Source organism: Pantoea sp. X-Soil-ISGK-421, from assembly GCF_059730785.1.
Window position 1 is genome coordinate 819,543 of record NZ_AP035979.1, and the last position, 26,518, is coordinate 846,060.

Here is a 26,518-nt window from a genome sequence, read left to right on the forward strand (position 1 = left end):
GCGCTGCGGCGCCCTTTTTCATACTTAAGTCTTGTTGAATGGTCTTAGCGAGGCACAAATAATGTCAGCGATTTTTTCACCTGCCGTTTTCTCTTCAATTTGCAGTTCTTCCATCAAAACCTGCCCCCGGCTGGCTTTCATCGGATCGCGTCCGGCGACGATATTGTCGACGAAAGTGAAAATATCCTCCTCCTGCCAGGCCACGTCGTAGGCGTTATAGATAAAGTCAGCGGTGCGATTCAGGCCATAACAGCTTTCATGAGTCAGGTAGAGAATCGGTTTGTTCGACGGCAAATATTCGAACAAGAATGAACCCGCGTCGGCGAGCAATGCATCCGATCGGGCAAAAGTGAGTTTGTATTCATGCCCGCTATCCCACTCCACATTAGCGCGATGTTGTGCGGCATTAAGCAGTTGGTGATAGAGGCTGCGCGCGGCTGGGCTAGCATCCCCCATCCACTGACTCAGCAGCGGGTGAGGGCGAATGATCAGATGGATATCGTCACGTTCAATCAGCTTTAAAAAAGCTGCGCCGTAGATCGTGAAGGTGGTAGACATTTTGCGACCGTCAGGCAGCACAAAATGCGGCGTCCACAGCAACGTTTTGACCTTTGTGGCTGGCTTCTCGTCGTGGAGATGAAAGCGTCGCTGATAATGGTCAAACTTGGGGTGACCCGTCACATAAACGTGGTCGTTGCCCGCGTCGCACTGAATACCAAACTCCGCTTTATGCCGCGCCGAACGAGAAAAAATCCACGTCGCCAGATTCTGGCACAGCAAATTAAATTGATAGCGCTGGACCTCTTCACTGATGCCGCTGTCGAGCGCATAAGGGATGTAAGCGATCTTCACGCCGCGCTCGTGCAAATATTCGCTGCGAAACGCTTCGGGTCGCGCTTCGTCGTAAGGGTTCTGCAGAAACACCACGTCCGGCTGACGCTCCTCCAACCGATACGCTTCAAATCCTGTGTAGTCGAGCCCTCTGTCGCGCAGAATGCCGCGCTGAATGTCGCCATTAACATCGCTCGCCTTCCAGTTGAGGTATGGCACCACCACGATGCGGCAATCGAACGCGGGGTTGGCCTGCATCGCGTCAATCACGGATTCAAAGTTCGTCCAGCCCGGCGGCCACTGGAAGTAAAAGTCGACTTTAATTGGGCCGGAGGTGGAGGGCGTGAATTTAGCAGGCGCAACGATTTGACTTAACGGCTTTCTGAAGAGCGTGCGGTAATCTACCGTTCTATTTTCGATATCGCTTTTATCGAGGCGCTGTGCACCGGCGTTGGGGAAGATGCCCAGCCACAGATCCCGCTGCATCAGGCTATTCCAATGCACATCCAGGGCATAGTCTGCCTGTGCGCCGCCCTGCAATTGAGCGTGTAGCGCCGCGCGATAATTCCCGATTAAGGTGGCGTAATAGTGCTGGTTAACAATATAGGCACATGCGCACCATGCGAAATTGGCACGTACAATATAGTTCACGCTGTTTAACGGCGTTACCCGACGATAATTTGCCGCCAGGAAAGCCACCTGCCAGTTAATGTTGGGCAGAGCGGTAAAGTAGCGATTGAGATTGTCGTAATTCGCCTGTGTTTCATTAAAGGCGAAGTCATCTTCAAGAATCAGCACGCGATCCCAGCCGTTGTCCCGCGCCATCTCCAGCGCCGCGATATGCGATTGCGTACAGCCGATGAACCCTTTTTCATGTTTTATCGCATCAAGACGTACGATTTTGTCGCTCGGCACGCCCAGTTTTTTGAGCTGCCTGGTGATGCGGGTTAATCGGTCTTTGCGTTTTTTTAAATTGATGAAAATAACGCGTTCAACAATATTCCAGTTTATTGAGGGCATGACATGGTCTGTATGAAGAGGGATGCCTGCTGTAAGCAAATATCGGGCCACTTTATAAATTGTTGATTGTCTTATTTATCGCGATTGAAAGCGGCTTCTGGAAGGGAATGAACTTCCTCTTTGCGGCAATGCTCCTTCCGTTAAAGGGGCAGCGAAATGCTTCGATGCATTTTTATTATTCTCGATCATAAACATGCGCGATCTGGTCGCAAACGCCCCGCCAACAGCCATTAGACGTTGCGAATATGGCGGGATTTCGCCTAAAATCCGTCCGTCATAATAATCATTCTCGTTTGTATTCGCCTGCATCGACTTTTTTCGAGAGACCTCATTTATGAATACGCGAAAGACTCATCCTTGTTCTTTACGTCCAGGCTCATCCCGCCGTCCACTGGCCTGGCTTATTTCCCTGACGTTGGGCACGTTAAGCGCACAGGCGCTGGCTGAAGATACCGTGGTGGTTAGCGCCGACGGTGGCAGCGGCGTCGCACAAGAGAAAGCGTGGGGCCCGTCGCCGACCATCGCAGCCAAACGCAGCGCCACTGGCACCAAAACCGATACGCCGATTGAGAAGAACCCGCAGTCAATCTCTGTGGTCACGCAGGAAGAGATGGCGATGAAAAACGTCACCAGCGTGAAAGGGGCTTTCAACTACACGCCAGGCGTATTAACCGGTAATCGCGGCAGCTCCAATGTGATCGATGCGTTGTCGATTCGCGGCTTCAGCGAAACCAACACCAACCAATATCTTGATGGCCTAAAACTACAGGGTGATAACTACTCTGAGTTCGCTATCGATCCCTATTTTCTTGAGCGTGCCGAGCTGTTGCGCGGTCCGGTTTCGGTGCTGTATGGCAAGAGTAATCCGGGCGGCGTAGTGTCGCTGGTAAGCAAGCGTCCAACGCAGGAGACGCTGCGTGAAGTGCAGTTCCAGATGGGCACCGATAATCAGTTTTCCACCGGTTTCGATTTCGGCGGCGCGCTGGATGATGACGGCGTTTACAGCTATCGCCTGACCGGACTCGCACGCAGCGCCGACGCACAGCAGGATATGAATAAAGAGAAGCGCTATACCATCGCGCCATCGTTCAGCTGGCGTCCGGATGAAAACACGCGCTTCGATCTGCTGACCTACTTCCAGAACGAACCGGAAACCGGCTACTACGGTTGGTTGCCGCGTCAGGGCACCGTGGTGGGGATGACGCGCCCGGACGGCAGCAGCTATAAATTGCCAACCAACTTTGATGAAGGCGAAGACAGCAACAAGATTTCGCGCAGCACCAAGATGGTGGGCTACAACTTCGAGCACAGTTTCAACGAGACATGGACGGTACGACAGAATCTGCGTTATGCGGATTTGAGAACCGATTATCGTAGTATTTATGGCAATGGTTATCTTCCTGCATCGCAACAAATCACCCGCGGTTCAGCGGTTTCCAATGAAAAACTCAATCAGTTTGCCGTCGATAACCAGGCACAGGCCAAATTCGCCACAGGCCAGGTTGATCACACGTTGTTGCTGGGTGTCGATTTCCAGCGCACCCGCAACGACATTGATGCGCAGTTTGGTACTGCATCACCGTTGAGTGCGGTAAATCCGCAATACGGCAACGATAGCGTGACGCCGTTTGCCGACCCTTATCAGCATCTTAATAAGCAACGTCAAACCGGCTTGTATGCACAGGATCAGATGGAGTGGAACCGCTGGGTGTTCACTCTTGGCGGCCGCTACGATTACGCCATGAACTCGGTCTACGACCGCGTAACGGATAAAGTTGATCGTCAGAACGATCAGGCTTTCACCTGGCGTGGCGGTCTGAACTATGTGTTTGATAACGGCATCGCGCCTTACTTCAGCTACAGCGAAGCTTTTATCCCGAATGCGGGCTCGACTTATGGTGGCGAAGCCTTCGATCCTTCGCGTGCCAAACAGTATGAAGCGGGGGTGAAATACGTACCGAAAGACCGTCCGGTGGTGTTGACGGCGGCGGTGTATCAGCTGACCAAAACCAAAAACCTGACGGCCGATCCGGACACGGTTAATCATCCATTTGCCAGTATTCAGAGTGGAGAGATCCGTTCACGCGGCGTGGAGCTGGAAGCTAAAGCGGCGCTGAATGCCAACATCAATATGACCGCGTCTTATACCTACACTGATGCGGAATACACCGAAGACACAAATCTCAAGGGTAAAACGCCGGTGCAGGTGCCGAAGCATATGGCATCGCTGTGGAGCGATTACACCTTCCATGAGACGGCGTTGTCGGGCGTGACCGTGGGTGCGGGTGTGCGTTATGTGGGTGAGAGCAAAGGGTTGTACGCCGATACAGAGCAGAACGGCAGTAACTCAAACCAAAACTTCGACGTAGCCGGTTACACCACCGTTGATGCCGCACTGAAATACGATCTCGCACGCTTTGGTATGCCGGGCTCAACCATCGGCGTTAATGTGAATAACCTGTTCGACCGTGAATATGTCGCCAGCTGCTACCGCGATTACGCCTGCTATTGGGGCGCTGAGCGCCAGATCGTTGGTACCGCGACCTTCCGCTTCTGATACTGATAAAAAGGGCGCTTAGGCGCCCATTAACCAGGGATTATCATGCAGCATCCGCACCATGCAGAAACCACCTTCAGGCTGGATAACGTCAGTTTTCGTGTGCCAGGCCGCACGCTGTTGCATCCGCTGTCTCTCACCTTTGCAGCGGGCAAAGTTACCGCGCTGATTGGCCATAACGGCTCAGGCAAATCCACGCTGCTAAAAATGCTCGGTCGTCACCATGCGGCGAGTGAAGGGCGCGTATTGCTGAATGAGGAGGCGGTGGAGAGCTGGGGCAGCAAAGCATTTGCGCGCCAGGTCGCGTATCTGCCACAGCAACTTCCTGCGGCGGAAGGCATGACGGTGCGTGAGCTGGTAGCCATTGGTCGCTATCCGTGGCACGGAGCGCTGGGCCGTTATGGTCAGGAAGATCGCGATCGCGTGGACGAAGCGATTACGCTGGTAGGATTAAAACCTTTCGCTGGGCGCTTGGTAGATAGCCTTTCAGGCGGTGAGCGCCAGCGTGCGTGGCTGGCGATGCTGGTGGCGCAGAACAGTCGCTGCCTGCTGCTGGATGAACCCACTTCGGCGCTGGATATCGCGCATCAGGTTGATGTGCTGGCGCTGATTCAACGTCTTAGCCGCGAACGTGGGCTGACGGTGATTGCGGTATTGCACGATCTCAACATGGCAGCACGCTATTGCGATCGTCTGGTGGCGTTACGCGGTGGCGAAGTGATTGCCGAAGGCGGCCCTGAAGTGATCATGCAGGCCGATGTGCTGGGCACCATTTACGGTATTCCGATGGGCATTTTGCCGCATCCGCTGGGCGGCGCGCCCGTCAGTTTCGTTTACTAAGGCCACGCCATGTTCGACATTTCCCGCCGCCGCCTGCTGACGGCGCTGGCGCTTTCTCCCATGATGTCTGCGTTGCCACTGCGTGCCGCTGTGCCGGATGCACAGCGCATTCTGGCGCTGGAGTGGCTGCCGGTGGAGCTGCTGATGGCGCTCGGCGTGACGCCACTCGGCGTGGCCGACATGCACAACTACAACATTTGGGTTGGCGATCCGCCGCTGCCGTCCAGCGTTATCGATATCGGTCTGCGCACCGAACCCAATCTGGAGCTGATGACACAGCTCGAACCTGCGCTAATCCTGCACTCGAAGGGTTACGGCCCGGCGCTGGATAAATTGCAGCGCATCGCACCCACCATGGGCTTTGACCTCAACAGCGGCGATGGCAAACCGCTGAGCACCGCGCGTCATTCGCTGCTGGCGCTCGGCGCGCGTCTTGGACGTGAAGCGCTGGCCGTGCAGCATTTGCTGTTTGTGGATGAACAACTGGCGGCGGCGCGTGAACGTCTTAAGCCGTGGGCCGATCGTCCGGTGCTGCTGATGTCGCTGATGGATAGCCGCCACGCGATTACCTTCGGTAAAAACAGCTTGTTCCTTGAAGTGATGGAAACCCTTGGGTTAAGCAATGCGTGGCAAGGTGAAACCAACTTCTGGGGGAGCGCGGTAGTGGGATTAGAGCGGCTGGCAGAAGTCGGTGATGTGCAGGTGATCTGCTTCGATCATGATAACGATCGTGACATGCAGCAAGTGATGGCCAGCGCGCTGTGGCAGGCGCTGCCGTTTGTCCGGGCGCAACGTTTCCAGCGCGCTCCGGCGGTGTGGTATTACGGCGCGACCTATTCAGCGCTGAAATTTGTCCGCGTGCTGGAACACGCGCTGGAGTCGCACTGATGCGCAATCGTCTTTTTCCCGTCGCGCTGCTAAGTGCCGTCTTCCTGCTGGCGTTGGCATTAACCTATACCAATCTGCGCCAGGCGCTGCCAGGCGATCAGTGGTCGCAGGCGTTTTTCGCGCCTGACATCAACAATATCCAGCAAGTGGTATTTCATCACAGTTTGCTGTCGCGGCTGGCGCTGTCGCTGCTGGTCGGCGCGGGTCTTGGCCTGGCCGGTTTACTGTTTCAACAGGTGCTGCGCAATCCGCTGGCGGAACCCACCACGCTCGGCGTGTCGTCGGGGGCTCAGCTGGGCATTACGGTGGCGACGTTATGGCATTTGCCGGGCGGCGAGCTCACGCAGCAGTTTGCGGCGATGGGCGGCGCGCTGATTGTCGGCATTCTGGTCTTCGGTGTGGCTTGGGGCAAACGTCTGTCACCCGTGACGTTGATTCTGGCTGGCCTCGTGCTGAGTTTATATGCCGGTTCGGTGAATCAAATCTTCGCCATCTTTAATCACGATCAGCTGCAGAACATGTTCCTGTGGAGCACCGGCGCGTTGAATCAGCTGGATGGGCACAATGTGGCGCAGCTGTGGCCGCGTCTGCTGCTGGCATTTGTGGTGGCGCTGGCGCTGCTGCGGCCTCTCACGCTGATGGGGCTCGACGATGGCGTGGCGAAAAACTTGGGTCTGGCACTGTCGGCGGCGCGTATTGCTGCGCTGGCGCTGGCAATTTTGCTCAGCGCACAGCTGGTCAATGTTGCGGGCATCATCGGCTTTATTGGCCTGTTCGCGCCGCTGTTGTCGAAGTTACTGGGCGGACGTCGTCTGGTCAGCCGCATGCTGCTGGCACCGTTAATTGGTGCGTTACTGCTGTGGCTGGCGGATCAGAGCGTGTTGTGGCTCACCCGCCATTGGCGTGAAGTGTCTACCGGTACGGCGACCGCGCTGATCGGCGTGCCCATTTTGCTGTGGCTGTTGCCGCGCCTGCGCACGGGATCGGTGCCGCCAGCACTTAATCAGGGTGATAGCGTGCCGACTGAGCGGCAGAACGTTTTGCGCTGGTGCCTGCTCGGATTACTGATTCTCGGCGTGTTCAGCTGGGTTGGCATTACCTTTGGTCGTGATGCCCACGGCTTTGCATGGGTGGGCGGCGACATGCTGCAGCAATTGCTGCCGTGGCGCGCACCGCGTGTGCTGGCAGCGCTGATCGTCGGCATGATGCTCGGCGTGGCGGGCGCGCTGATCCAGCGCCTGACCGGCAATCCCATGGCGAGTCCGGAAGTGTTGGGCATCAGCTCGGGCGCGGCGTGTGGTGTGGTGGTAATGATGTTCTTCGTGCCAGGCGATGCGGTGGCGTGGTTGCTGCCAGCCGGTGCGCTGGGCGCGGCCATGACATTGTTGATTATTATGCTGGTGGCCAGTCGCGGCGGTTTCTCGCCAGAACGCATGCTGCTGGCGGGCATGGCGCTCAATAGCGCATTTGTCACTATTTTGATGGTGCTGCTGGCCAGTGGCGACCCGCGAATGGGCGGCTTGCTGAGTTGGATTTCCGGTTCAACCTACAACATCAATATGCAGCAGGCCGTGCAAAGCGCAGTGGTAGGAATCGTGCTGATTGCGCTGGCCCCGCTGGCAAGTCGCTGGTTGACGCTGCTGCCACTCGGCAGCGCCACCGCGCGTTCGGCGGGCATGGCGTTGACGACTTCTCGCCTAAGTCTGCTGTTGCTGGCGGCGGCATTGACTGCCACGGCAACGTTAACCATTGGGCCGCTGAGCTTTATTGGCTTGATGGCACCGCATATTGTGCGCATGCTCGGTTTCCGCCGTGCATTACCGCAGGTGTTGATGGCCGGCATGTTGGGCGGGGGATTAATGATCTTCGCTGACTGGTGCGGCAGGATGCTGGCGTTCCCGGATCAGATTCCAGCCGGGTTGATGGCGACCTTCTTCGGCGCACCGTACTTTATCTGGCTATTGCGGCGGGCATAGCAAAAGGGCGCCAGTCGGCGCCCTTGTTATTTACAGCTGCGCGAAGCTGCGACGTGCGGCATCGATAGTGCGTTGGATATCTTCTTTGCTGTGCGCCAGCGACATAAAGCCAGCTTCGAAGGCGGAAGGCGCGAGATAAACGCCTTCTTCCAGCATCAGGTGGAAGAAACGCTTAAAGCGTTCAACGTCACATTGCGTGACGTCTTGATAGCAAGTCACTTCATCGGCATCGGTGAAGAAAATCCCAAACATGCCGCCAACGTGGTTGATGACCAGCGGAATATTTTCTGCCTTCGCCGCAGCCAGCAAGCCTTGTGCTAACTGAGTGGTCAGATCGGTCAGCGTGCTGTGCGTGCCTGGCTGCGCAATTTGCGACAGACAAGCGAAGCCCGCTGCCATGGCAATCGGGTTACCTGACAAGGTCCCGGCCTGATAAACCGGACCGGTGGGTGCCAGCGCATCCATCACATCGCGACGACCACCAAAAGCACCCACCGGCATGCCGCCGCCGATGATCTTACCGAGACAGGTCAGATCTGGCGTCACATCGTAATACGCCTGAGCGCCGCCCAACGCGACACGGAAGCCGGTCATCACTTCGTCGATGATCAGCAGTGCGCCAAATTCGTCACACAGCGCGCGCAGGCCTGGCAGGAAGTCCGGCTGCGGTGGAATGCAGTTCATGTTGCCTGCTACCGGCTCAACGATGATACAGGCGATATCGTCAGGATATTGCTCGAAAGCCGCACGTACGGTGCTGAGATCGTTATAGGTGCAGGTCAGCGTGTGCCTGGCGAAATCGGCCGGTACGCCCGGCGAGTTTGGCTGGCCGAGCGTCAGCGCGCCTGAACCGGCTTTCACCAGCAGGCAGTCGGCGTGGCCGTGGTAGCAGCCTTCGAACTTGATGATTTTGTCGCGATGGGTGAAGCCGCGCGCCAGGCGAATCGCACTCATGGTGGCTTCGGTACCGGAGTTAACCATGCGTACCATGTCCATGCTGGGCACCAGCTCACACACCAGCTCGGCCATTTTCACTTCCATCTCAGTCGGTGCGCCGAAGCTCAGACCGCGCGCGGCGGCTTCAATCACCGCATTGCGGATATTGGCGTTGTTATGACCCAACACCATTGGGCCCCACGAACCGACATAATCGATATAGCCTTTGCCGTCAGCGTCATACAGATACGCACCGTCAGCGCGTTCGATGAACAGCGGCACACCGCCCACACCGGTAAATGCACGTACCGGGGAGTTCACACCGCCGGGGATCAGGCGCTGCGCTGCGGCATACAGGTTTTCTGACTTACTCATTGTTCTGCTCCTGCTGTTCGGGAAAAATCTGGCGCCATTCTACGGGAATAACGGCTTGCGCTAAAGTTTAGGGTATATACTTTCATGCGCATGCGGCGGCACGCAGTGTCAAGCTTGAGACTTGATTGCACTGGACGGCTGGCAGATAATAGCGAAATTAAGGTCGTTTTCTGACCTCGACGTTTACCCGGAGTTAAAGATGAGTGACGACTTAGCAGCGCTGCCTTTGCAATTCACTGATGCAGCAGCAAAAAAAGTGAAAAACCTGATTTCTGATGAAGAGAATCCTGAGCTGAAACTGCGCGTTTATATCACCGGCGGCGGTTGCAGCGGCTTCCAGTATGGCTTCACGTTTGACGATCAAATGAATGACGGCGACATGACCATCGAGAAACAAGGTGTGGCGCTGGTGGTGGATCCCATGAGCCTGCAATACCTGGTGGGCGGTTCGGTTGATTACACCGAAGGCCTGGAAGGTTCACGCTTCATCGTAACTAACCCGAATGCCAAAACCACCTGCGGTTGCGGTTCTTCCTTCAGCATCTAATGCTGCTTCTGGCTGTCGTTCTGGCAGCCAGATTCCTACCACTCAATGGTCACTAAACGCGTAGATTCACGGCGCGTGGCATCGCGTTTTAATATCCGTTCGCTAATGCGCGGTTGCGCGCTGAAGTGGCGCCCACAATTAACGGTCGGCAGAGTGTGTTCGTTCTGGCGTGAAATATCGCAACGCGAGAATAACGTCAAGGTGACGGCAATAGAGCCGGTGGACGTGGCTGCACTCAGTGGTGCAGCGATCACGAGCCCTATGGCCAGCAGCAGTGCTCTGGTCATGAATAGTTCCTGGTGAAGACAAAATGGCGCTAAGCGCTAAAATGGGCACAGAGCATACGTGGCTGCTGCGCCTTGTAGTATGATTTACGACAATTTCTGCCGAATCTTTAATCTTTTATGGTGCTTTTTTTCGTCGGATGTAAATCGGCACACAACTGTTTTGCCGCTAACAGCATGCGAGGACCGGGTCGGCTTAGCCAGTCGTCGTTGATGGCGATCACTGGCACATCCAGCTGAGGCTGCCAGAACCTGGCGATGCTGGCGGCATGCGCGGCATCACCCCCGATCACAATCGCCTGCGGATGGCGCAGCAACACTTGTTCGCGGCTCACCTGCGGCCAACTCACGCTGCTATCGGCAAAAATATTCCGGCCACCACACAACTCAATCACCTGGTTTTGCATCGTGTTACGCGAAGCAGTAAATAGCGGCTGCTGACCAAACTGCAAAAACAGCGGGATCGGTGTGCTTTGTTGATACTGCGTGCGCAGCGCCGCTTCCTGCGCACGTAATGTCTGCGCCGCATCAATGGCTTGTTGTGGTTGTGGACTCCACTGTTGTAATGCCGCCAGCGCATCAATCATTTGATCGATGGTTTGAGGATCAATCCACTTAACCGGAATACCGAAACGCTGCAGCTGTTCGATTTGCCGCTGCGGATTACCGCCACGCCACGCCAGCACCACATCGGGTTTTAATTGCAGAATGCGTTCAACCTTGATGCCTTGCCAGTTCGCAACCTGTTCCAGCGCGTTAGCCTGCGCGGGAAAATCAGAGAAGGCGCTGACTGCCACTGGCGTAATGCCGGCGGCAAAGGCCAATTCCGTCAGATGTGGCGAAAGGGTAATAACGCGCGGTGCGGCGGCGAACAGGCTGTTACACAGCAGCAACAGCCCGAAAATAAGGGGTTTAGCCACGCGCCAGCTGAACCAGCAGGTTCTCTACCATCAGTGACGATTGTTTTGCCGCAACGCTGAGGAACTCGTCGAAGCTGAGGTGTGATTCCTGATCGGCCACGTCAGAAATCGCGCGTACCACCACAAAAGGCACGTTGAACTGATGGCAAACGTGACCGATGGCGGTGGCTTCCATCTCTACCGCAATCGCCTGCGGGAAAGTGGTACGGATACGCGCCAGCGGTTCAGCTCCGTTGATAAACGCATCGCCGCTCACCACCAAACCGCGTACCGCGTTGAGGTCGAGCTGCTTGATAACCCGTTCAGCAGCGGCAATCAGTGTGTCATCCGCAACGAAAGCGGCGGGGCAACCGGCCATCTGGCCTGGCTCGTAACCGAATGCGGTCACATCGGCATCGTGATAGCGCACTTCATCCGATACCACGATATCGCCCACTTTCAACGTGGGGGCTAATCCGCCAGCAGAACCGGTATTGATCACCGCATCGGGTTTGCACAGTTGCAGCAGCAGCGTGGTGCCTAGCGCGGCGGCGACTTTGCCAATGCCTGATTTCAGCAGCGCAACTTCAACACCGTTTAGCGTGCCGGTGTAAATTTCGCAGCCAGCCAGCGTCAACGTCTGGCGGTTTTCGATTTTGTCACGCAGCAGAGTAACTTCCTGCTCCATCGCGCCAATAATGCCTACTTTCATAAGAATCTCGCTAATTTAATGGATGTAACCCGCAAAAGTGAGGCATAGTCTAACATGGCTGATTGAGGAAGAATTCACGAAAATATAAGGGGTAATTATGGCGACGATCAATTTCAGGAAGAAGATCAGTTTCACTCGCCCTTATACCAGCCGCAAAGATCCCGAAGGGGAATACTTTATTACCCGCCATTTTGAAAGCGATCGCGGACGTATTATTAACTCCGCGGCGATTCGTCGTCTGCAGCAGAAAACGCAGGTATTTCCGCTGGAACGCAATGCGGCGGTGCGTTCGCGTCTGACGCATTCACTGGAAGTGCAGCAAACCGGGCGTTATATCACCAAAGAGATTCTGCAAGCGCTGAAAACGCAGGGCGGCGGGCTGGCCAATTATGGGTTGGATGAGTTTGAAGGTGCATTCGAAAGCCTGATTGAGATGGCCTGTCTGCTGCACGATGTCGGCAATCCGCCGTTTGGGCATTTTGGGGAAGCGGCGATCAATGATTGGTTCGACGATAACTTACCTGCCGAGCTTGTCGACCCGCTGGTAGCGGGCGTTGCCAATGAGGCCGAGCGCTCAGCGTTCGACCAGTTAAATGCCATGATTCGTCAGGATTTATGCCATTTCGAAGGTAATGCGCAGGCGATTCGTTTGGTGCATACATTGCTGCAGCTCAATCTCAGCTATGCGCAGGTGGCCTGCATTTTAAAATATACTGCCCCCGCATGGTGGCAAGGCGATAAACCGGCGGCCTTCAGTGTATTAATGAAAAAACCAGGCTTCTACTTATCCGAACGCGAATATGTGGCCGAGTTGCGTGAAGCCACCGATATTAAAGAACATCATCGTTTCCCGCTTACCTGGATAATGGAAGCCGCCGACGACATCTCTTATTGCATTGCCGATTTGGATGACGCCGTAGAAAAAGACATCTTCGATGTTGAAACGCTGTATAAACATTTGCTCGGCGTCTGGGGCACAGTAAAAAGCGGTGATGTATTCAGCCGGACTATCGGCGATGCGTGGAAAGAGGCTAATCAGAAAAAACGCCGCAGTATCAGCGATCAATTTTTTATGTCGTTACGGGTAAATGTACAAAACGTATTGGTCAGCCATGCGGTTAAGCGGTTCATCGATAACTTACCGGCTATTTTCCAGGGCGATTTTAATCACGCTTTACTGGAGGATGATGGCGAAGAAGGGCGCTTACTGACATTATTTAAAACCGTCGCGCGTCAGCAAGTGTTTAATCATCCAGAAGTCGAGCAGCTGGAATTGCAGGGTTACCGTGTAATTAAAGGTTTGCTGGAAATATACCAGTCATTGCTTTTATTAAACTATGAACAGTTTACTACCTTGATGAACGAGGATTTTCTGGCAAAGCATCCGATTGAAACACGTCTGTTTCATAAGCTTTCCGGAAAACACCGTAAAGCCTATCAACAACACATGCGTTCATTAATCGTTGAGCATAAATATCAGCGCCTATTGTGGGAACGTTATTATCGTGCGCGTCTGATTCAGGACTACATTAGTGGGATGACAGACAATTATGCCTGGGATGAATATCGTCGTTTAATGGCGGTTGAATAAGCGCAGAATTGTAAAGACGAAGAACAATTTTTTACCTTTGCCTAAAACTTTATTAGGAACTTCGCGCTAAAAACTTAATCTCACCATCACGACCACAGCAATGGTCTGGCCGTCATTCTTAGAGAGACACAGATAAATGAAAAAAAACACAATTATGCTGGCGTTGGCGCTGAGTTTCGGCGCAACGGCATTGAGCCCTGTGAGCGTTTTCGCCGCGGAGAGCGCTTCTTCTTCAAGCCAACAGTTGCCAAGCCTGGCACCCATGTTGGAAAAAGTCATGCCTTCCGTGGTGAGTATCAGTGTTGAAGGCAGCACCACGGTTAAAACGCCGCGTATGCCACAGCAGTTCCAGCAATTCTTTGGTGATAATTCTCCGTTCTGCCAGGACGGTTCACCGTTCCAGAGTTCGCCAATGTGCCAAAACGGTGGCGGTGATGGCGGCGGCGCGGATGGCGGTGCTAACGCGCAGAAACAGCAGTTCCGTGCGCTCGGCTCCGGGGTGGTGATCAACGCGGATAAAGGTTATGTGGTGACCAACAACCACGTGGTGGATAACGCCACTAAAATCCAGGTGCAGCTCAGCGATGGCCGTCGCTACGACGCCAAAGTGATTGGTAAAGATCCGCAGTCTGATATCGCGCTGATTCAGCTGCAGGACGCGAAAAACCTCACGGCGATTAAGATTGCCGACTCTGACGACCTGCGTGTGGGTGATTATACCGTGGCGATCGGTAACCCATACGGCCTCGGTGAAACGGTGACCTCAGGGATTGTTTCGGCGCTGGGCCGCAGCGGCCTGAACGTTGAAAATTATGAAAACTTCATCCAAACCGATGCAGCGATTAACCGCGGTAACTCCGGGGGTGCGCTGGTTAACCTTAACGGTGAACTGATCGGGATTAACACCGCGATTCTGGCGCCGGACGGCGGCAACATCGGTATCGGCTTTGCTATCCCCAGCTCGATGGTGAAAAACCTCACCGCGCAGATGGTGGAATACGGCCAGGTGAAACGTGGCGAACTGGGCATTATGGGTACCGAGCTGAATTCCGAGCTGGCGAAAGCGATGAAAGTCGATGCGCAGCGCGGCGCCTTTGTCAGCCAGGTGCTGCCGAACTCCGCAGCGGCAAAAGCTGGAGTGAAAGCGGGTGACGTGGTGGTGTCAATGAACGGTAAAGCGCTGACCAGCTTCGCGGCACTGCGTGCAGAAGTGGGCTCGCTGCCGGTCGGCACCAAGCTGCAGCTCGGTCTGCTGCGCGAGGGTAAACCGGTGAATATCACGGTTGAACTGCAACAGAGCTCGCAGGATAAAGTGCAGTCGGCCACCATTTACACCGGTATTGAAGGTGCCGATCTCAGTAATATCGATACTAACGGCCAGAAAGGCGTGCGTGTCGATAATGTGAAAGCAGGCAGCGCTGCGGCGCGTATCGGACTGAAGAAAGGTGACGTGATTCTGGGCGTAAACCAGCAAGCCGTGGCGAATCTCGGCGAGCTGCGTAAGGTACTCGACACGAAACCTTCTGTATTGGCACTGAACGTACAGCGCGGTGATAGCAGTCTGTATCTGCTGATGCAGTAAGTTTCCAGGTTATTGATAATAGGCGAGCTTTGGCTCGCCTTTTTTATGTCTGTGCAAATGTCCGGTACTGAATGTGACGCTTACCGCAAATCCCGCAGAATCTCCTTGGCTATGTGCAGTTGCACAATGTCAGCGCCTTAAAAGGATGCGTATTCTGTCGGTTCGTCCTTTTCTCCGGAGTGATTGATGGCCACTTATCATCTCGATGCGCGACTGGCTCAGGATATTGTTGCCCGCACGATGCAAATTATTGATAGCAATGTCAACGTGATGGATGCGCGCGGCCGCATCATTGGCAGTGGCGATCGTGAGCGGATTGGCGAATTGCACGAAGGGGCGCTGCTGGTACTGTCTCAAGGCCGCGTAGTGGATATTGATGAAGCGGTGGCAAAACATCTGCACGGCGTGCGTCCTGGCATCAATTTGCCGCTACGTATTGATGGCGACATCGTCGGCGTTATCGGTTTGACCGGTCAACCGGCGACGCTGCGTCATTACGGCGAGCTGGTGTGTATGACCGCCGAAATGATGCTGGAACAGGCGCGTTTGCTGCATATGCTGGCGCAGGACAGCCGTTTGCGTGAAGAGCTGGTGCTGAATCTGGTGCGCAGCGAAACCTTATCGCCAGCGCTGAGCGAATGGGCGCAGCGGCTCGGTATCGATCTTAATCAGCCACGTGTGGTTGCGGTGGTGGAAGTTGACAGCGGTCAGCTCGGCGTTGATAGCGCCATGTCCGAACTCCAGCAGTTACAAACGCTGCTGACCACGCCAGAACGTGACAACCTGATTGCGATTGTTTCACTCACTGAAATGGTGGTGCTAAAACCGGCACTGAATGCGCATGGGCGCTACGATCAGGACGATCATCGTCGTCGGGTTGATCAACTGCTGCAACGTATGAAGGAGAGCGGGCAAGTGCGGATGCGCATTGCGCTCGGCAACTACTTTACCGGCCCCGGCAGCATCGCACGTTCGTACCGCACCGCGCGCACCACTATGATGGTGGGCAAGCAGCGCATGCCCGAACAGCGCAGCTATTTTTATCAGGATCTGGTGCTGCCGGTACTGCTCGACAGTTTACGCGGCGGCTGGCAGGCCAACGAACTGGCGCGCCCATTGGTGAAACTAAAAAGTATGGATAACAATGGTTTGCTGCGACGCACGCTGGTGGCATGGTTCAGCCATAACGTGCAACCCAGCGCGACAGCACGCGCGCTGTTTATTCATCGTAATACGCTGGAGTATCGACTCAATCGTATTTCCGAGCTTACCGGACTCGATCTGGGCAACTTTGACGATCGTTTGCTGCTGTATGTGGCGCTACAACTGGATGAGCAGAGTTAATGAAGACACTGTGGATGGCGCTAGTGTGGCTGTACAGCGCAATAAGTATGGCCAACGAACCGGCCTTTCTGTCATTAAGCGATCTTCAGCGGGTTAAGCAGCAGCTGACGCAGCATCGCGCTGCGCCACCGACGGTCGCAGCCTGGCATCAGCTGCAACAGCAGGCAGACAACGCGCTGAAGCATCCCAATCCCAGCGTCATAGATAAAGGCATGCTGCCGCCGAGCGGTTCGAAGCAGGATTATTTGAGCCTAAGCGCCTATTGGTGGCCGGATGCCAGCAAAGCCGACGGCCTGCCGTGGCAGCGTCGCGACGGCGAAGTGAATCCCGCCAGTAAAAACGGTCAGAGTGATGGCGTGCGGCTGGCGCGTTTTACTGCCGATTTCCAGGCACTAACGTTGGCCTGGTATTTCTCTGGCGATCAACGCTATGCCGATAAAGCGCTGGCGATGATGCGTCACTGGTTTATCCATCCCGACAGCCGTATGCATCCCAACCTCAATTTTGCGCAAGGCATTCCGGGAAGATCCGCTGGACGCCATGATGGCGTGCTGGATGGGCGCTATTTTGCCACGCGCGTGGTGGATGCATTGACCTTGCTTCGCAACGCGCCGGGCTGGCAGCCTGCAGATCAGCAGGCGATGCAGCAGTGGTTTAGCGAGTATCTGCACTGGCTGCGGCACAATCCGCTAGCACTCAAGGAAGCGGCGGCGGCGAATAATCATGGCAGTTGGTATTGCACGCAGGTGGCGGGAATAGCGTGGTATCTGGGCGATCGCGAGACGGTAAAAGCGATGGTGGCGCTGGCACGCAGTAAACTTGCGCTGCAAATTCGTGCCGATGGCAGCCAACCAGCCGAGCTGGCGCGCACCCGATCCTTCCATTACAGCTACTTCAATCTGCAGGCTCTTACCGCATTGGCGCAGCTTGCCAGTAAGGCGGGGCTGGGAGATTTATGGCATAACCAGCAGCAAAGCGGTTCGTTGCTGGATGCGCTTGACGCGATGGCGCCCTATAGCGATGCCAACAAAGTCTGGCCGTGGAAAAACCGCGATCGGGTGAGCCAAAGGATCATTCCGCTGCTTTCAATGGCTGACAACAGCCTGCAGCAGCCGCGTTATCAGCAGTGGATCACGCAGACGCGATGGACGGATCAACAAAGTGGGGCGGTGCTGCAGGCACAGCGCGATACCTGGCTGCTTTCGCTGCCTTATCAGCAGCCATAAAAAAGGCCAGCATTAGCTGGCCTCTCATCTAAAGCGGGAAATTAACGATTATTGCGGGTCAGCTGATCGAGGTCAGATTCGATCTCAGCGATCTTGTTAGAGACCACGCTTTCCAGATGGCGCAGATCCGCCAGAATTTTACGCTTCAGATCCACTTCAACCTGGTCGCGCTGGCAAATCTGGTCCAGCTCATCAATCACGTAACGCAGGTTCGGGCTGATTTCCTGAACTTCTTTGTAACCCTGGCTGGTGTGATCGGCGACAACGGTTTTACGCTGACGTGGGTATTTGAATTTCACGCTTTTGGCGAAGAATTCACCTTTGTCTTTGCGGAAGTAAATTTTAAGAATGTCGTTGTTTGCTTCCTGACGCAGGCTGTAACGGTCGATGTCGTCAGGGTTGCTGATACCTAAGCTTTTCAGGTTGTCGTACATAGCGTTTATATTCCATCTAAGAGTGGGTGAGCGCGCAGGACTATCATCATCATTCGGGATGCAGCAGAAACGCGGCAACCGGAACGCTTACGGCATACTTAATCAACTGTAGACACAAAAACCGGGATGAACAGTGCGCGACCGGAGTTAACTTGGCGCGGATTATGAACTGTTTGAAAAATAAACGCACGTGTTAATTCGCGGCGCGAAACAGGTAAATCAGGCGGGGGTGTAAACAAATAATTACGGGCCTGTAAGCAGGCCCGTCAGGAAGATTTTAAGGCAGGAGAAGCTTAGTCGATGCTACGCAACAGCTCGTTAATACCTGTTTTGCTCAGTGTTTTAGCATCAACCTTCTTCACGATTACCGCGCAGTACAGGCTGTAGCTGCCATCTTTAGAAGGCAAGTTTCCTGAAACCACGACAGAACCGGCTGGAACGCGGCCATAATGCACTTCGCCCGTTTCGCGGTCGAAGATTTTGGTGCTTTGGCCGATGTAAACGCCCATGGAGATTACTGAACCTTCTTCGACGATCACGCCTTCAACGATTTCTGAACGTGCACCAATGAAGCAATTATCTTCAATGATGGTTGGGTTAGCCTGCAGCGGCTCCAGCACGCCACCGATGCCCACGCCGCCTGACAGGTGGACGTTTTTACCGATCTGCGCGCAAGATCCCACGGTCGCCCAGGTATCCACCATGGTGCCTTCATCAACATAAGCGCCGATGTTGACGTAAGAAGGCATCAGCACGGTATTACGCGCGATGAATGCGCCCTGACGCACTGCAGCAGGTGGTACAACGCGGAAACCGGCGTTTTTGAAGCGCGCTTCATCCCAGCCAGCAAATTTCATCGGCACTTTATCGTAGAAACGGGTTTCAGAACCTTCCATTACCTGGTTGTCGTTGATGCGGAACGACAACAGTACAGCTTTCTTCAGCCACTGATGCGTTACCCACTCACCGTTGATCTTTTCAGACACGCGCAGTTCACCGCTATCCAGCAGGCCAATAACCTGGGTGATAGCATCGCGGGTCGCGCTGTCTACGCTAGATGGCGTGATGTCGGCGCGGCGCTCAAAGGCAGATTCGATAACGCTCTGTAACTGTTGCATATTTATTTCCTGATTCTGTCATAGCGGAATGCACGCCAGATCGCGTACATAGTAAAATTACCTGGCAAACATCCTTCATGATGCAGGAAGGCGGCGACGCAGCAAATCCCCGGGAGCATACATCAGTATGTGATCGGGGTGAGCGAGGAAAGCCAACGCACCTGCAACGTGAAGGATGAAAGCCAGGTCACTGTTTATCGGTTGGATTAAGGGCCTCTGTCAACCTCTGTTGCAACACATTGCGCATTTCCACGCCAAGCGCACGCCGCTCGCTATCGGCAAGGATGAAAAGATCCTCAACCCGCTCACCAATCGTACTGATGCGTGCACCGTGCAGCGATACGCCCAAATCGGCAAACACTTCACCTACGCGCGCCAGCAAGCCGGGCTGATCGAGCGCGACCAATTCCAGATAACTGCGGCGATCGGTGTGTGTCGGCAGGAAATTCACTTCTGTATCGACACTGAAATGCTTGAGACGCGCTGACTGGCGACGCGTACGCGGCGGCACCCATTCGTTTTGCGTGATGGCTTGTTCCAGCGCCTGAATGATCAGCGGATGACGATCGGCAGCCAGCGGGCTGCCATCCGGCTCCAGCACAATAAAGGTATCCATCGCCATGCCGTCACGGCTGGTAAAAATCTGCGCATCATGCACGCTGAGGTTGCGTCGATCTAACTCGCCGGCCACCGCCGCAAACAGGTGTGGGCGATCCGGACTCCAGATAAAGATCTCTGTGCCGCCGCGCGTAGCCTGCGGGCTGACCAGCACCATCGGCTTATTAAGATCGTGGTGAATCAAATGACGCGCGTGCCAGGCGAGCTGATTCGGCGTGTGACGCAGGAAATAGTCGGCGCGGCAGCGGCTCCAGATATGGTGCAAACGCTCTTCATCGAGGTTTTCCATACGCAGTAGCGCCAGCGCTTGCAGGCGGTGATGGCGCACGCGTTCGCGCAGATCCGGGCTATTTTCCATGCCGCGTCGTAACTGTTTTTCGGTGGCGAAGAACAGCTCGCGCAACAGGCTTTGCTTCCAGCTATTCCACAAGCTTTCATTGGTGGCGCAGATATCGGAAACCGTCAGGCAGGCCAGATAGCGCAAGCGATTTTCGTTCTGCATCACCTCAGCGAACTGCTGAATAACGGTGGGATCCTGAATGTCGCGGCGCTGCGCGGTCACGGACATCAATAAATGATGGCGTACCAGCCAGGCAACCAGCTGCGTTTCGCGTGAATTCAGGCCGTGTAATTCGGCGAAATCAAGCGCATCTTGCGCGCCAAGAATCGAATGATCGCCGTTGCGGCCTTTGGCGATATCGTGCAACAGCGCGGCCATCAGCAGCAGCTCCGGCTGTGGCAGACGCGGCCAAAGTTCCACGCACAGCGGATGCATCGGGCGCGTGGCTTCATCGGCAAAACTTTCCAGCTTCTGCAGCACGCGAATGGTGTGTTCATCCACTGTGTAAGCGTGGAAGAGGTCGAACTGCATTTGACCGACGATATTGCCCCACAGTGGCGTATAAGCCCACAACACGCTGTGACGATGCATCGGCAGCAGCGCGCGTTTTACCGCACCCGGATGACGCAGAATCGCCATAAAAGTTTCTCGCGCTTGCGGAATCTGGCACAGCGGCTGTTTCAGGTGGCGGCGCGCATAGCGCAACTGACGCAGCGTGGTGGAGTAAATGCCTTTGATGTTTTCGTTACGCACCATCACGTAGAACATACGCAGGATGGCTTGCGGCTCTCGCTCAAACAGCGTGAGATCGCGCAGGTCGATCAGGTCACCGCGAATCTGGAAATCGTCATCAATGTTGCGCGGCTTTTCGGTGGTCGACAGTGCGAGAATCGCTTCATCGAACAGCTGCAGCAGCATTTGATTGAGTTCACCGATGCGGCGCGTGACGCGGTAGAAGTCCTTCATCATGCGCTCAACCGGCTCGTTGACTTCACCCAGGTAGTTGAGGCGCTGGGCGACGGTCAGCTGGCGATCAAACAGCAGGCGGTTGTCATAGCGCGGCAGCGTTAAGTGCAGCGCAAAGCGAATGCGCCACAGAAACTCCTGACATTCGTTAATTTCATTGCGCTCCGCTTCGGTGATAAAGCCGAAACCGACCATCTCATCCATAGTCGTGGCGCCAAAGTGGCGGCGCGCGACCCATTGCAGCGTGTGAATGTCACGCAGGCCGCCAGGGCTGCTTTTGATATCCGGTTCGAGGTTGTAGCTGGTGCCATGATAGCGCTGGTGGCGCTCCTGCTGCTCTTCAATTTTGGCGGCGAAAAAGCGCGACGATGGCCAGAAGCCATCGCTGAAGATGTTCTTTTGCAGTTCGAGAAACAGCGCGACATCGCCGGTGAGCATACGCGATTCGATCAGGTTGGTGGCTACCGTCAGATCGGATAAGCCTTCCAGCAAGCACTCTTCCAGCGTACGTACGCTGTGACCCACTTCCAGCTTCAGGTCCCACATCAACGTCAGCAGCTCGCTGGTGCGCTGCGCGGCGGCGTCGTCCAGCGGCTGGCGGCTGAGGATCAGTACATCAATATCGGAGAGCGGGTGCAGTTCGCCGCGACCATAGCCACCCACGGCAACCAGCGCGATCTCTTTCATCTGGTCGAAACCAAAGAAGCGCCACAGACGACGTAATAAGCGGTCGATAAATAGCGTGCGGGCATCGATCAGGGATTCGATATCGGTGCCCGCATCAAATGCGATGCCCAGATGTTGCTGGAATTGCTCAAGATACTGTTTGAGCTTGTCGCGCGTCAGGGCGTCATCGGGCCAACTGGCGGGGGAATCGGTCAGGCCTTTGTGTACTGCTTCGGTCACGCTACCACTCATCAACATGCCTCATCATTACGCACATAAAAAAGGCCAGCTACAAGCCGGCCTGGTACTGTCAGGAAGATGATTACGCGACGTTTTCGAGCACCGCTGGAATGGTGTCATCTTCACGCAGCGTCAGAATCTCACAGCCGTTTTCTGTCACCACAATAGTATGCTCATACTGCGCGGACAAGCTGCGATCTTTGGTTTTCACGGTCCAGCCATCCTTCATGGTGCGGATGCGGTAATCACCGGCATTGACCATCGGTTCGATGGTGAAAGTCATGCCCGCTTGCAATACCACGCCGCTGTCATCCGCGTCGTAATGCAGGACCTGCGGCTCTTCATGGAAACCTTTACCGATGCCGTGACCACAATATTCGCGTACCACCGAGAAATCCTGAGCTTCGACGTACTGCTGAATCGCACGGCCCAACTCACGCAGACGAATACCCGGTTTTACCAGGCGCAACGCGATATACAGGCTTTCCTGAGTAACGCGACACAGGCGCTCGCCTTGAATGGTTGCGTTACCGACGATGAACATTTTTGAGGTATCGCCGTGATATTCATCTTTGATCACCGTGACGTCGACGTTAACCACGTCACCGTCTTTCAACACGCGATCGTCGCTTGGGATACCGTGACAAACCACTTCATTCACCGAAATACACACCGATTTCGGGAAGCCGTGATAGCCGAGACAGGCGGAAATAGCCTGCTGCTTCTGCGTGATGTGTTCGTGGCAGAGACGATCCAGTTCACCGGTGGTCACGCCAGGCACCACGTGCGGTGCGATCATTTCCAGCACTTCAGCGGCAAGACGGCCCGCGACGCGCATTTTTTCGATTTCTTCAGGGGTTTTAATTGAAATGGCCATTAAATTAATCCGCGATCGTCGAAATTTTCGACAATAATGAGTTCTGTGGCAGTCATGTTAGCAGCCAGCAAATGGGCTGCCAAATAGCGATTGTCTGCGCCTGCTCAAGCTAACTACTATTGGCGTATTCCTGCGCATTGTGGTATAAAGCGCGCCGACGATTCTCTGTCGCCGACGTTTGGCTGGCAGGAAACGCATAAAACTCATTATGTGTACTAAAACACACATGTATCGACACATACGCCGGGGTGCCTTGAAAGAGGTCGGTCGTATGGGATACATGGAGGCCCAACCCCAAATCAAACTTTAGAGGTAATCATGGCAACTGTTTCAATGCGCGACATGCTCAAGGCTGGTGTTCACTTTGGTCACCAGACCCGTTACTGGAACCCGAAAATGAAGCCATTCATCTTCGGCGCACGTAACAAGGTTCACATCATCAACCTCGAGCAGACTGTGCCAATGTTCAACGACGCTCTGGCTGAGTTGAAAAAGATCTCTTCCCGTAAAGGTAAGATTCTGATCGTTGGTACTAAGCGCGCTGCTGCCGAAGCGGTAAAAGAGTCAGCGCTGAGCTGCGACCAGTTCTTCGTAAACCACCGCTGGTTGGGTGGCATGCTGACTAACTGGAAAACCGTTCGTCAGTCAATCAAACGCCTGAAAGATCTTGAGTCTCAGTCTCAGGACGGTACTTTCGACAAACTGACCAAGAAAGAAGCGCTGATGCGCACTCGCGAACTGGCCAAGCTGGAAAACAGCCTGGGCGGTATCAAAGATATGGGCGGTCTGCCGGATGCACTGTTCGTTGTTGACGCTGATCACGAGCACATCGCTATCAAAGAAGCAAACAACCTGGGTATCCCAGTATTTGCTATCGTTGATACCAACTCTGATCCAGACGGCGTTGACTTCGTTATCCCAGGTAACGACGATGCGATCCGTGCTGTAAGCCTGTACCTGACTGCCGTTGCCACTACCGTGCGCGAAGGCCGTTCACAGGACCTGGCTGAGCAGGCTGAAGAAGCTGCTGAAGCTTAATAAGGTTCGCTCTTTTTAAGAGCCCTTAGACATCAGATGTTATCTGTTAAGGGGGCCGTTCAGGCCCCTTTATTTTATCTAAGTCTGTCACGCTCACATCTGAGAGCGGGGCAGAGTAAATTTTCCGCAACAAGTTTCTGACAGTGTGTGAGCACACAGAGACGAATCGAGGATTCTGGAATGGCTGATATTACCGCTGCATTGGTAAAAGAACTGCGTGAGCGTACTGGCGCAGGCATGATGGACTGCAAAAAAGCGCTGACCGAAGCGAATGGCGACATCGAGCTGGCGATTGAGAACATGCGCAAATCTGGCGCAATCAAAGCCGCTAAAAAAGCAGGCAACGTTGCTGCTGATGGCGTGATTAAAACCAAAATCGCTGACGGCTTCGCCGTGATTCTGGAAGTAAACTGCCAGACCGACTTCGTGGCTAAAGATGGCGGTTTCCAGGCGTTTGCTGACAAGGTTCTGGATGCAGCAGCTGCTGGCAAAGTTACCGATGTGGAAGTTCTGAAGGCGCAGTTCGAAGAAGAACGCGTAGCGCTGGTTGCAAAAATCGGTGAGAACATCAACATCCGTCGTGTTGCTATCCTGGAAGGTGCTGAGCTGAACAGCTATCAGCACGGTGCGCGTATCGGTGTTGTGGTTTCTACCACCGGTGCTAACGAAGAGCTGAGCAAGCAAGTTGCCATGCACATCGCTGCAAGCAAGCCAGAATTTGTTAAGCCAGAAGACGTATCTGCAGACGTGGTTGATAAAGAGTACCAGGTTCAGCTGGACATCGCCATGCAGTCTGGTAAGCCAAAAGAGATCGCAGAGAAAATGGTTGAAGGCCGCATGAAGAAATTCACCGGCGAAGTTTCTCTGACTGGTCAGGCTTTCGTTATCGACCCAAGCAAAACTGTTGGCCAGGCGTTGAAAGAGAAAAACGCTGACGTCATCAACTTCATCCGCTTCGAAGTGGGTGAAGGCATTGAGAAAGCTGTCGCTGACTTCGCAGCAGAAGTTGCTGCAATGTCCAAACAGTCTTAATGGTCCGAAAGAACCGCCAATAGGCGGTTCTTTTTTGTCTGCAATTTAGTGCAGCACTTTTCAGTCTCATCCCAATAGCTTTTCTCGCGGGCTTTGCGGATGATCGACCAGATTTTACTTCTCCTTTTCATCATATCTTCCAGGAAGAATCGACCATGGCGACCAACGCAAAACCTGTATATCAACGTATCCTGCTAAAACTGAGTGGCGAAGCACTGCAAGGTGCCGAAGGTTTTGGCATCGACGCGAGCGTGCTTGACCGCATGGCGCAAGAGGTGAAAGAGCTGGTTGAACTGGGCATCCAGGTGGGTGTGGTTATTGGTGGCGGTAACCTGTTCCGCGGCGCAGGCCTGGCTCAGGCGGGCATGAACCGTGTGGTCGGCGACCATATGGGCATGCTGGCAACCGTGATGAATGGCCTGGCAATGCGTGACGCGCTGCACCGTGCGTATGTCAATGCACGCTTGATGTCAGCGATTCCGCTGAACGGCGTGTGTGATAACTACAGCTGGGCAGAAGCGATCAGCCTGCTGCGCAATAACCGCGTCGTTATCTTTGCGGCCGGTACCGGCAACCCGTTCTTTACCACTGACTCTGCAGCCTGCCTGCGCGGCATCGAAATTGAAGCCGACGTGGTACTGAAAGCCACCAAAGTAGACGGCGTCTACTCTGAAGATCCGGTAAAAAACCCGGATGCCACGCTTTATGACCAACTAAGCTATGCAGAAGTGTTGGATAAAGAGCTTAAAGTGATGGATCTCGCGGCCTTTACGCTGGCGCGTGACCACAAACTGCCTATCCGCGTCTTCAACATGAACAAGCCTGGCGCACTGCGTCGCGTAGTAATGGGTGAAAAAGAAGGCACCCTGATTACGCATTAATACCCGACGCACGTTAAAATAAGGTATATTCTTTTGCCGCGATGCTCTGTCATCGCGCAGCAATTAGGATGATCGATGTTTATCGATACCGCTTCCGGTTAGCCCGGAAATGGCCAGGTCAACCGAATTCAAGGGTTTCAACGTGATTAACGACATTAAAAAAGATGCAGACACGCGCATGGAAAAATGCGTGGATGCATTCAAAAACAACATCAGCAAAGTACGCACCGGCCGTGCTTCTCCTTCACTGCTCGACGGCATTGTGGTTCCTTACTACGGTACACCTACGCCGCTGCGTCAGCTGGCTAGCGTGACGGTAGAGGATTCACGTACGTTGAAAATCAACGTATTTGATCGCTCGCTGAGCGCTGCAGTTGAGAAAGCGATCATGACCTCTGATCTGGGTCTGAACCCAAGCTCTGCCGGTACCGATATTCGTGTGCCGCTGCCAGCGCTGACCGAAGAGCGTCGTAAAGACCTGATCAAGATCGTACGTGGCGAAGCTGAGCAGGGCCGTGTTTCTGTGCGTAACGTCCGCCGTGACGCGAACGACAAGATCAAAGCGCTGCTGAAAGACAAAGAGATCAGCGAAGATGACGAACGTCGTTCGCAGGACGAGATCCAGAAAATGACCGATGCGCACATCAAGAGTGTTGATGCGGCATTGGCCGATAAAGAAAAGGAACTGATGGACTTCTAA

Annotated in this window: 22 protein-coding genes; 13 read left to right on the forward strand and 9 right to left on the reverse strand. The window is 54.5% G+C overall.

Annotated elements, in window-relative coordinates:
- Positions 1-24 precede the first annotated feature (24 nt).
- Positions 25-1,851 carry a glycosyl transferase gene (locus tag AC6I8K_RS03655; RefSeq protein ID WP_497826251.1) on the reverse strand — a complete coding sequence of 609 codons (1,827 nt, stop codon included), beginning with the start codon at positions 1,849-1,851 and terminating at the stop codon, positions 25-27.
- Positions 1,852-2,185: 334 nt separating this feature from the next.
- Here AC6I8K_RS03655 and fhuA point away from each other — a divergent pair, with 334 nt between their 5' ends.
- The 4 genes from fhuA to fhuB are packed head-to-tail and all read left to right on the forward strand — an operon-like array spanning position 2,186 to position 8,112.
- Positions 2,186-4,408, forward strand: coding sequence for a ferrichrome porin FhuA (fhuA, locus tag AC6I8K_RS03660; RefSeq protein ID WP_497826252.1), 2,223 nt, complete (start codon positions 2,186-2,188; stop codon positions 4,406-4,408).
- Positions 4,409-4,453: 45 nt separating this feature from the next.
- Positions 4,454-5,248 (forward strand): Fe3+-hydroxamate ABC transporter ATP-binding protein FhuC, encoded by a 795-nt coding sequence (gene fhuC, locus AC6I8K_RS03665; protein ID WP_497826253.1) that lies wholly within the window; start codon positions 4,454-4,456, stop codon positions 5,246-5,248.
- A 9-nt stretch (positions 5,249-5,257) separates the two neighbouring features.
- Complete coding sequence (fhuD, locus tag AC6I8K_RS03670; protein WP_483816835.1) at positions 5,258-6,136, forward strand: Fe(3+)-hydroxamate ABC transporter substrate-binding protein FhuD; 879 nt, start codon at positions 5,258-5,260, stop codon at positions 6,134-6,136.
- Positions 6,136-8,112: a Fe(3+)-hydroxamate ABC transporter permease FhuB gene (gene fhuB / locus AC6I8K_RS03675; protein WP_497826254.1), complete on the forward strand. Its 1,977-nt coding sequence runs from the start codon at positions 6,136-6,138 to the stop codon at positions 8,110-8,112. Before fhuD ends, fhuB begins: the two co-directional genes overlap by 1 nt.
- A gap of 30 nt (positions 8,113-8,142) precedes the next feature.
- Here the strand turns inward: fhuB and hemL are convergent, their stop codons facing one another.
- Positions 8,143-9,423, reverse strand: a complete 1,281-nt coding sequence (gene hemL, locus AC6I8K_RS03680) for a glutamate-1-semialdehyde 2,1-aminomutase (RefSeq protein ID WP_064737525.1) — start codon at positions 9,421-9,423, stop codon at positions 8,143-8,145.
- 199 nt (positions 9,424-9,622) lie between these two features.
- Between hemL and erpA the strand changes: the two genes are divergently transcribed.
- Positions 9,623-9,970: an iron-sulfur cluster insertion protein ErpA gene (gene erpA, locus AC6I8K_RS03685; protein ID WP_007893884.1), complete on the forward strand. Its 348-nt coding sequence runs from the start codon at positions 9,623-9,625 to the stop codon at positions 9,968-9,970.
- A 35-nt stretch (positions 9,971-10,005) separates the two neighbouring features.
- Here erpA and AC6I8K_RS03690 read toward each other — a convergent pair whose 3' ends face one another.
- The 3 genes from AC6I8K_RS03690 to mtnN form a co-directional block, all read right to left on the reverse strand.
- Positions 10,006-10,257, reverse strand: a complete 252-nt coding sequence (locus AC6I8K_RS03690) for a hypothetical protein (RefSeq protein WP_064737524.1) — start codon at positions 10,255-10,257, stop codon at positions 10,006-10,008.
- A gap of 107 nt (positions 10,258-10,364) precedes the next feature.
- A complete protein-coding gene (btuF, locus tag AC6I8K_RS03695) occupies positions 10,365-11,174 on the reverse strand; it encodes a vitamin B12 ABC transporter substrate-binding protein BtuF (protein ID WP_497826255.1) in 810 nt (269 codons plus the stop codon).
- Positions 11,167-11,865 (reverse strand): 5'-methylthioadenosine/S-adenosylhomocysteine nucleosidase, encoded by a 699-nt coding sequence (gene mtnN / locus AC6I8K_RS03700; RefSeq protein WP_064737522.1) that lies wholly within the window; start codon positions 11,863-11,865, stop codon positions 11,167-11,169. The genes btuF and mtnN overlap by 8 nt, the downstream gene beginning before the upstream one ends.
- A gap of 97 nt (positions 11,866-11,962) precedes the next feature.
- Here mtnN and dgt point away from each other — a divergent pair, with 97 nt between their 5' ends.
- The 4 genes from dgt to AC6I8K_RS03720 all read left to right on the forward strand — a co-directional run bounded on the left by dgt (position 11,963) and on the right by AC6I8K_RS03720 (position 17,608).
- Entirely contained in the window at positions 11,963-13,456 is a 1,494-nt protein-coding gene (dgt, locus tag AC6I8K_RS03705) for a dGTPase (RefSeq protein ID WP_483816839.1), read from the forward strand.
- A 136-nt stretch (positions 13,457-13,592) separates the two neighbouring features.
- Complete coding sequence (gene degP / locus AC6I8K_RS03710; RefSeq protein ID WP_064737520.1) at positions 13,593-15,038, forward strand: serine endoprotease DegP; 1,446 nt, start codon at positions 13,593-13,595, stop codon at positions 15,036-15,038.
- Between the two features lie 186 nt (positions 15,039-15,224).
- Positions 15,225-16,382, forward strand: coding sequence for a CdaR family transcriptional regulator (locus tag AC6I8K_RS03715; protein WP_064737519.1), 1,158 nt, complete (start codon positions 15,225-15,227; stop codon positions 16,380-16,382).
- Positions 16,382-17,608: an alginate lyase family protein gene (locus AC6I8K_RS03720; RefSeq protein WP_497826256.1), complete on the forward strand. Its 1,227-nt coding sequence runs from the start codon at positions 16,382-16,384 to the stop codon at positions 17,606-17,608. Before AC6I8K_RS03715 ends, AC6I8K_RS03720 begins: the two co-directional genes overlap by 1 nt.
- A 41-nt stretch (positions 17,609-17,649) precedes the next feature.
- On the opposite strand, the gene AC6I8K_RS03725 is transcribed toward AC6I8K_RS03720, so the two are convergent.
- From AC6I8K_RS03725 to map, 4 genes are all read right to left on the reverse strand, one after another.
- Positions 17,650-18,042: a DUF3461 family protein gene (locus AC6I8K_RS03725; protein ID WP_007893894.1), complete on the reverse strand. Its 393-nt coding sequence runs from the start codon at positions 18,040-18,042 to the stop codon at positions 17,650-17,652.
- A 293-nt stretch (positions 18,043-18,335) separates the two neighbouring features.
- A complete protein-coding gene (dapD, locus tag AC6I8K_RS03730) occupies positions 18,336-19,160 on the reverse strand; it encodes a 2,3,4,5-tetrahydropyridine-2,6-dicarboxylate N-succinyltransferase (RefSeq protein WP_008108489.1) in 825 nt (274 codons plus the stop codon).
- Positions 19,161-19,347: 187 nt separating this feature from the next.
- Positions 19,348-22,002, reverse strand: coding sequence for a bifunctional uridylyltransferase/uridylyl-removing protein GlnD (gene glnD, locus AC6I8K_RS03735; protein WP_064737517.1), 2,655 nt, complete (start codon positions 22,000-22,002; stop codon positions 19,348-19,350).
- 70 nt (positions 22,003-22,072) lie between these two features.
- Entirely contained in the window at positions 22,073-22,867 is a 795-nt protein-coding gene (gene map, locus AC6I8K_RS03740) for a type I methionyl aminopeptidase (RefSeq protein ID WP_064737516.1), read from the reverse strand.
- Between the two features lie 318 nt (positions 22,868-23,185).
- Here map and rpsB point away from each other — a divergent pair, with 318 nt between their 5' ends.
- The 4 genes from rpsB (at position 23,186) to frr (ending at position 26,518) form a co-directional block, all read left to right on the forward strand.
- The gene (gene rpsB, locus AC6I8K_RS03745) at positions 23,186-23,905 is read left to right on the forward strand and encodes a 30S ribosomal protein S2 (RefSeq protein WP_007893898.1); all 720 of its coding nucleotides are present in this window, start codon (positions 23,186-23,188) and stop codon (positions 23,903-23,905) included.
- A 180-nt stretch (positions 23,906-24,085) separates the two neighbouring features.
- Positions 24,086-24,937 (forward strand): translation elongation factor Ts, encoded by an 852-nt coding sequence (gene tsf, locus AC6I8K_RS03750; protein ID WP_064737515.1) that lies wholly within the window; start codon positions 24,086-24,088, stop codon positions 24,935-24,937.
- A gap of 155 nt (positions 24,938-25,092) precedes the next feature.
- Positions 25,093-25,818, forward strand: coding sequence for a UMP kinase (gene pyrH / locus AC6I8K_RS03755; protein WP_007893903.1), 726 nt, complete (start codon positions 25,093-25,095; stop codon positions 25,816-25,818).
- A gap of 142 nt (positions 25,819-25,960) precedes the next feature.
- Positions 25,961-26,518, forward strand: coding sequence for a ribosome recycling factor (gene frr / locus AC6I8K_RS03760; protein ID WP_064737967.1), 558 nt, complete (start codon positions 25,961-25,963; stop codon positions 26,516-26,518).

Excerpts from the sequence above, each read along its gene's own strand:
- fhuD (WP_483816835.1), top strand. The coding sequence starts at position 5,258 with ATGTTCGACATTTCCCGCCGCCGCCTGCTGACGGCGCTGGCGCTTTCT.
- AC6I8K_RS03725 (WP_007893894.1), bottom strand. The coding sequence starts at position 18,042 with ATGTACGACAACCTGAAAAGCTTAGGTATCAGCAACCCTGACGACATC.
- AC6I8K_RS03715 (WP_064737519.1), top strand. The coding sequence starts at position 15,225 with ATGGCCACTTATCATCTCGATGCGCGACTGGCTCAGGATATTGTTGCC.
- rpsB (WP_007893898.1), top strand. The coding sequence starts at position 23,186 with ATGGCAACTGTTTCAATGCGCGACATGCTCAAGGCTGGTGTTCACTTT.
- dapD (WP_008108489.1), bottom strand. The coding sequence starts at position 19,160 with ATGCAACAGTTACAGAGCGTTATCGAATCTGCCTTTGAGCGCCGCGCC.
- fhuC (WP_497826253.1), top strand. The coding sequence starts at position 4,454 with ATGCAGCATCCGCACCATGCAGAAACCACCTTCAGGCTGGATAACGTC.
- tsf (WP_064737515.1), top strand. The coding sequence starts at position 24,086 with ATGGCTGATATTACCGCTGCATTGGTAAAAGAACTGCGTGAGCGTACT.
- fhuB (WP_497826254.1), top strand. The coding sequence starts at position 6,136 with ATGCGCAATCGTCTTTTTCCCGTCGCGCTGCTAAGTGCCGTCTTCCTG.
- map (WP_064737516.1), bottom strand. The coding sequence starts at position 22,867 with ATGGCCATTTCAATTAAAACCCCTGAAGAAATCGAAAAAATGCGCGTC.
- hemL (WP_064737525.1), bottom strand. The coding sequence starts at position 9,423 with ATGAGTAAGTCAGAAAACCTGTATGCCGCAGCGCAGCGCCTGATCCCC.
- AC6I8K_RS03690 (WP_064737524.1), bottom strand. The coding sequence starts at position 10,257 with ATGACCAGAGCACTGCTGCTGGCCATAGGGCTCGTGATCGCTGCACCA.
- pyrH (WP_007893903.1), top strand. The coding sequence starts at position 25,093 with ATGGCGACCAACGCAAAACCTGTATATCAACGTATCCTGCTAAAACTG.
- fhuA (WP_497826252.1), top strand. The coding sequence starts at position 2,186 with ATGAATACGCGAAAGACTCATCCTTGTTCTTTACGTCCAGGCTCATCC.
- AC6I8K_RS03720 (WP_497826256.1), top strand. The coding sequence starts at position 16,382 with ATGAAGACACTGTGGATGGCGCTAGTGTGGCTGTACAGCGCAATAAGT.
- AC6I8K_RS03655 (WP_497826251.1), bottom strand. The coding sequence starts at position 1,851 with ATGCCCTCAATAAACTGGAATATTGTTGAACGCGTTATTTTCATCAAT.
- dgt (WP_483816839.1), top strand. The coding sequence starts at position 11,963 with ATGGCGACGATCAATTTCAGGAAGAAGATCAGTTTCACTCGCCCTTAT.
- erpA (WP_007893884.1), top strand. The coding sequence starts at position 9,623 with ATGAGTGACGACTTAGCAGCGCTGCCTTTGCAATTCACTGATGCAGCA.
- mtnN (WP_064737522.1), bottom strand. The coding sequence starts at position 11,865 with ATGAAAGTAGGCATTATTGGCGCGATGGAGCAGGAAGTTACTCTGCTG.
- degP (WP_064737520.1), top strand. The coding sequence starts at position 13,593 with ATGAAAAAAAACACAATTATGCTGGCGTTGGCGCTGAGTTTCGGCGCA.
- glnD (WP_064737517.1), bottom strand. The coding sequence starts at position 22,002 with ATGAGTGGTAGCGTGACCGAAGCAGTACACAAAGGCCTGACCGATTCC.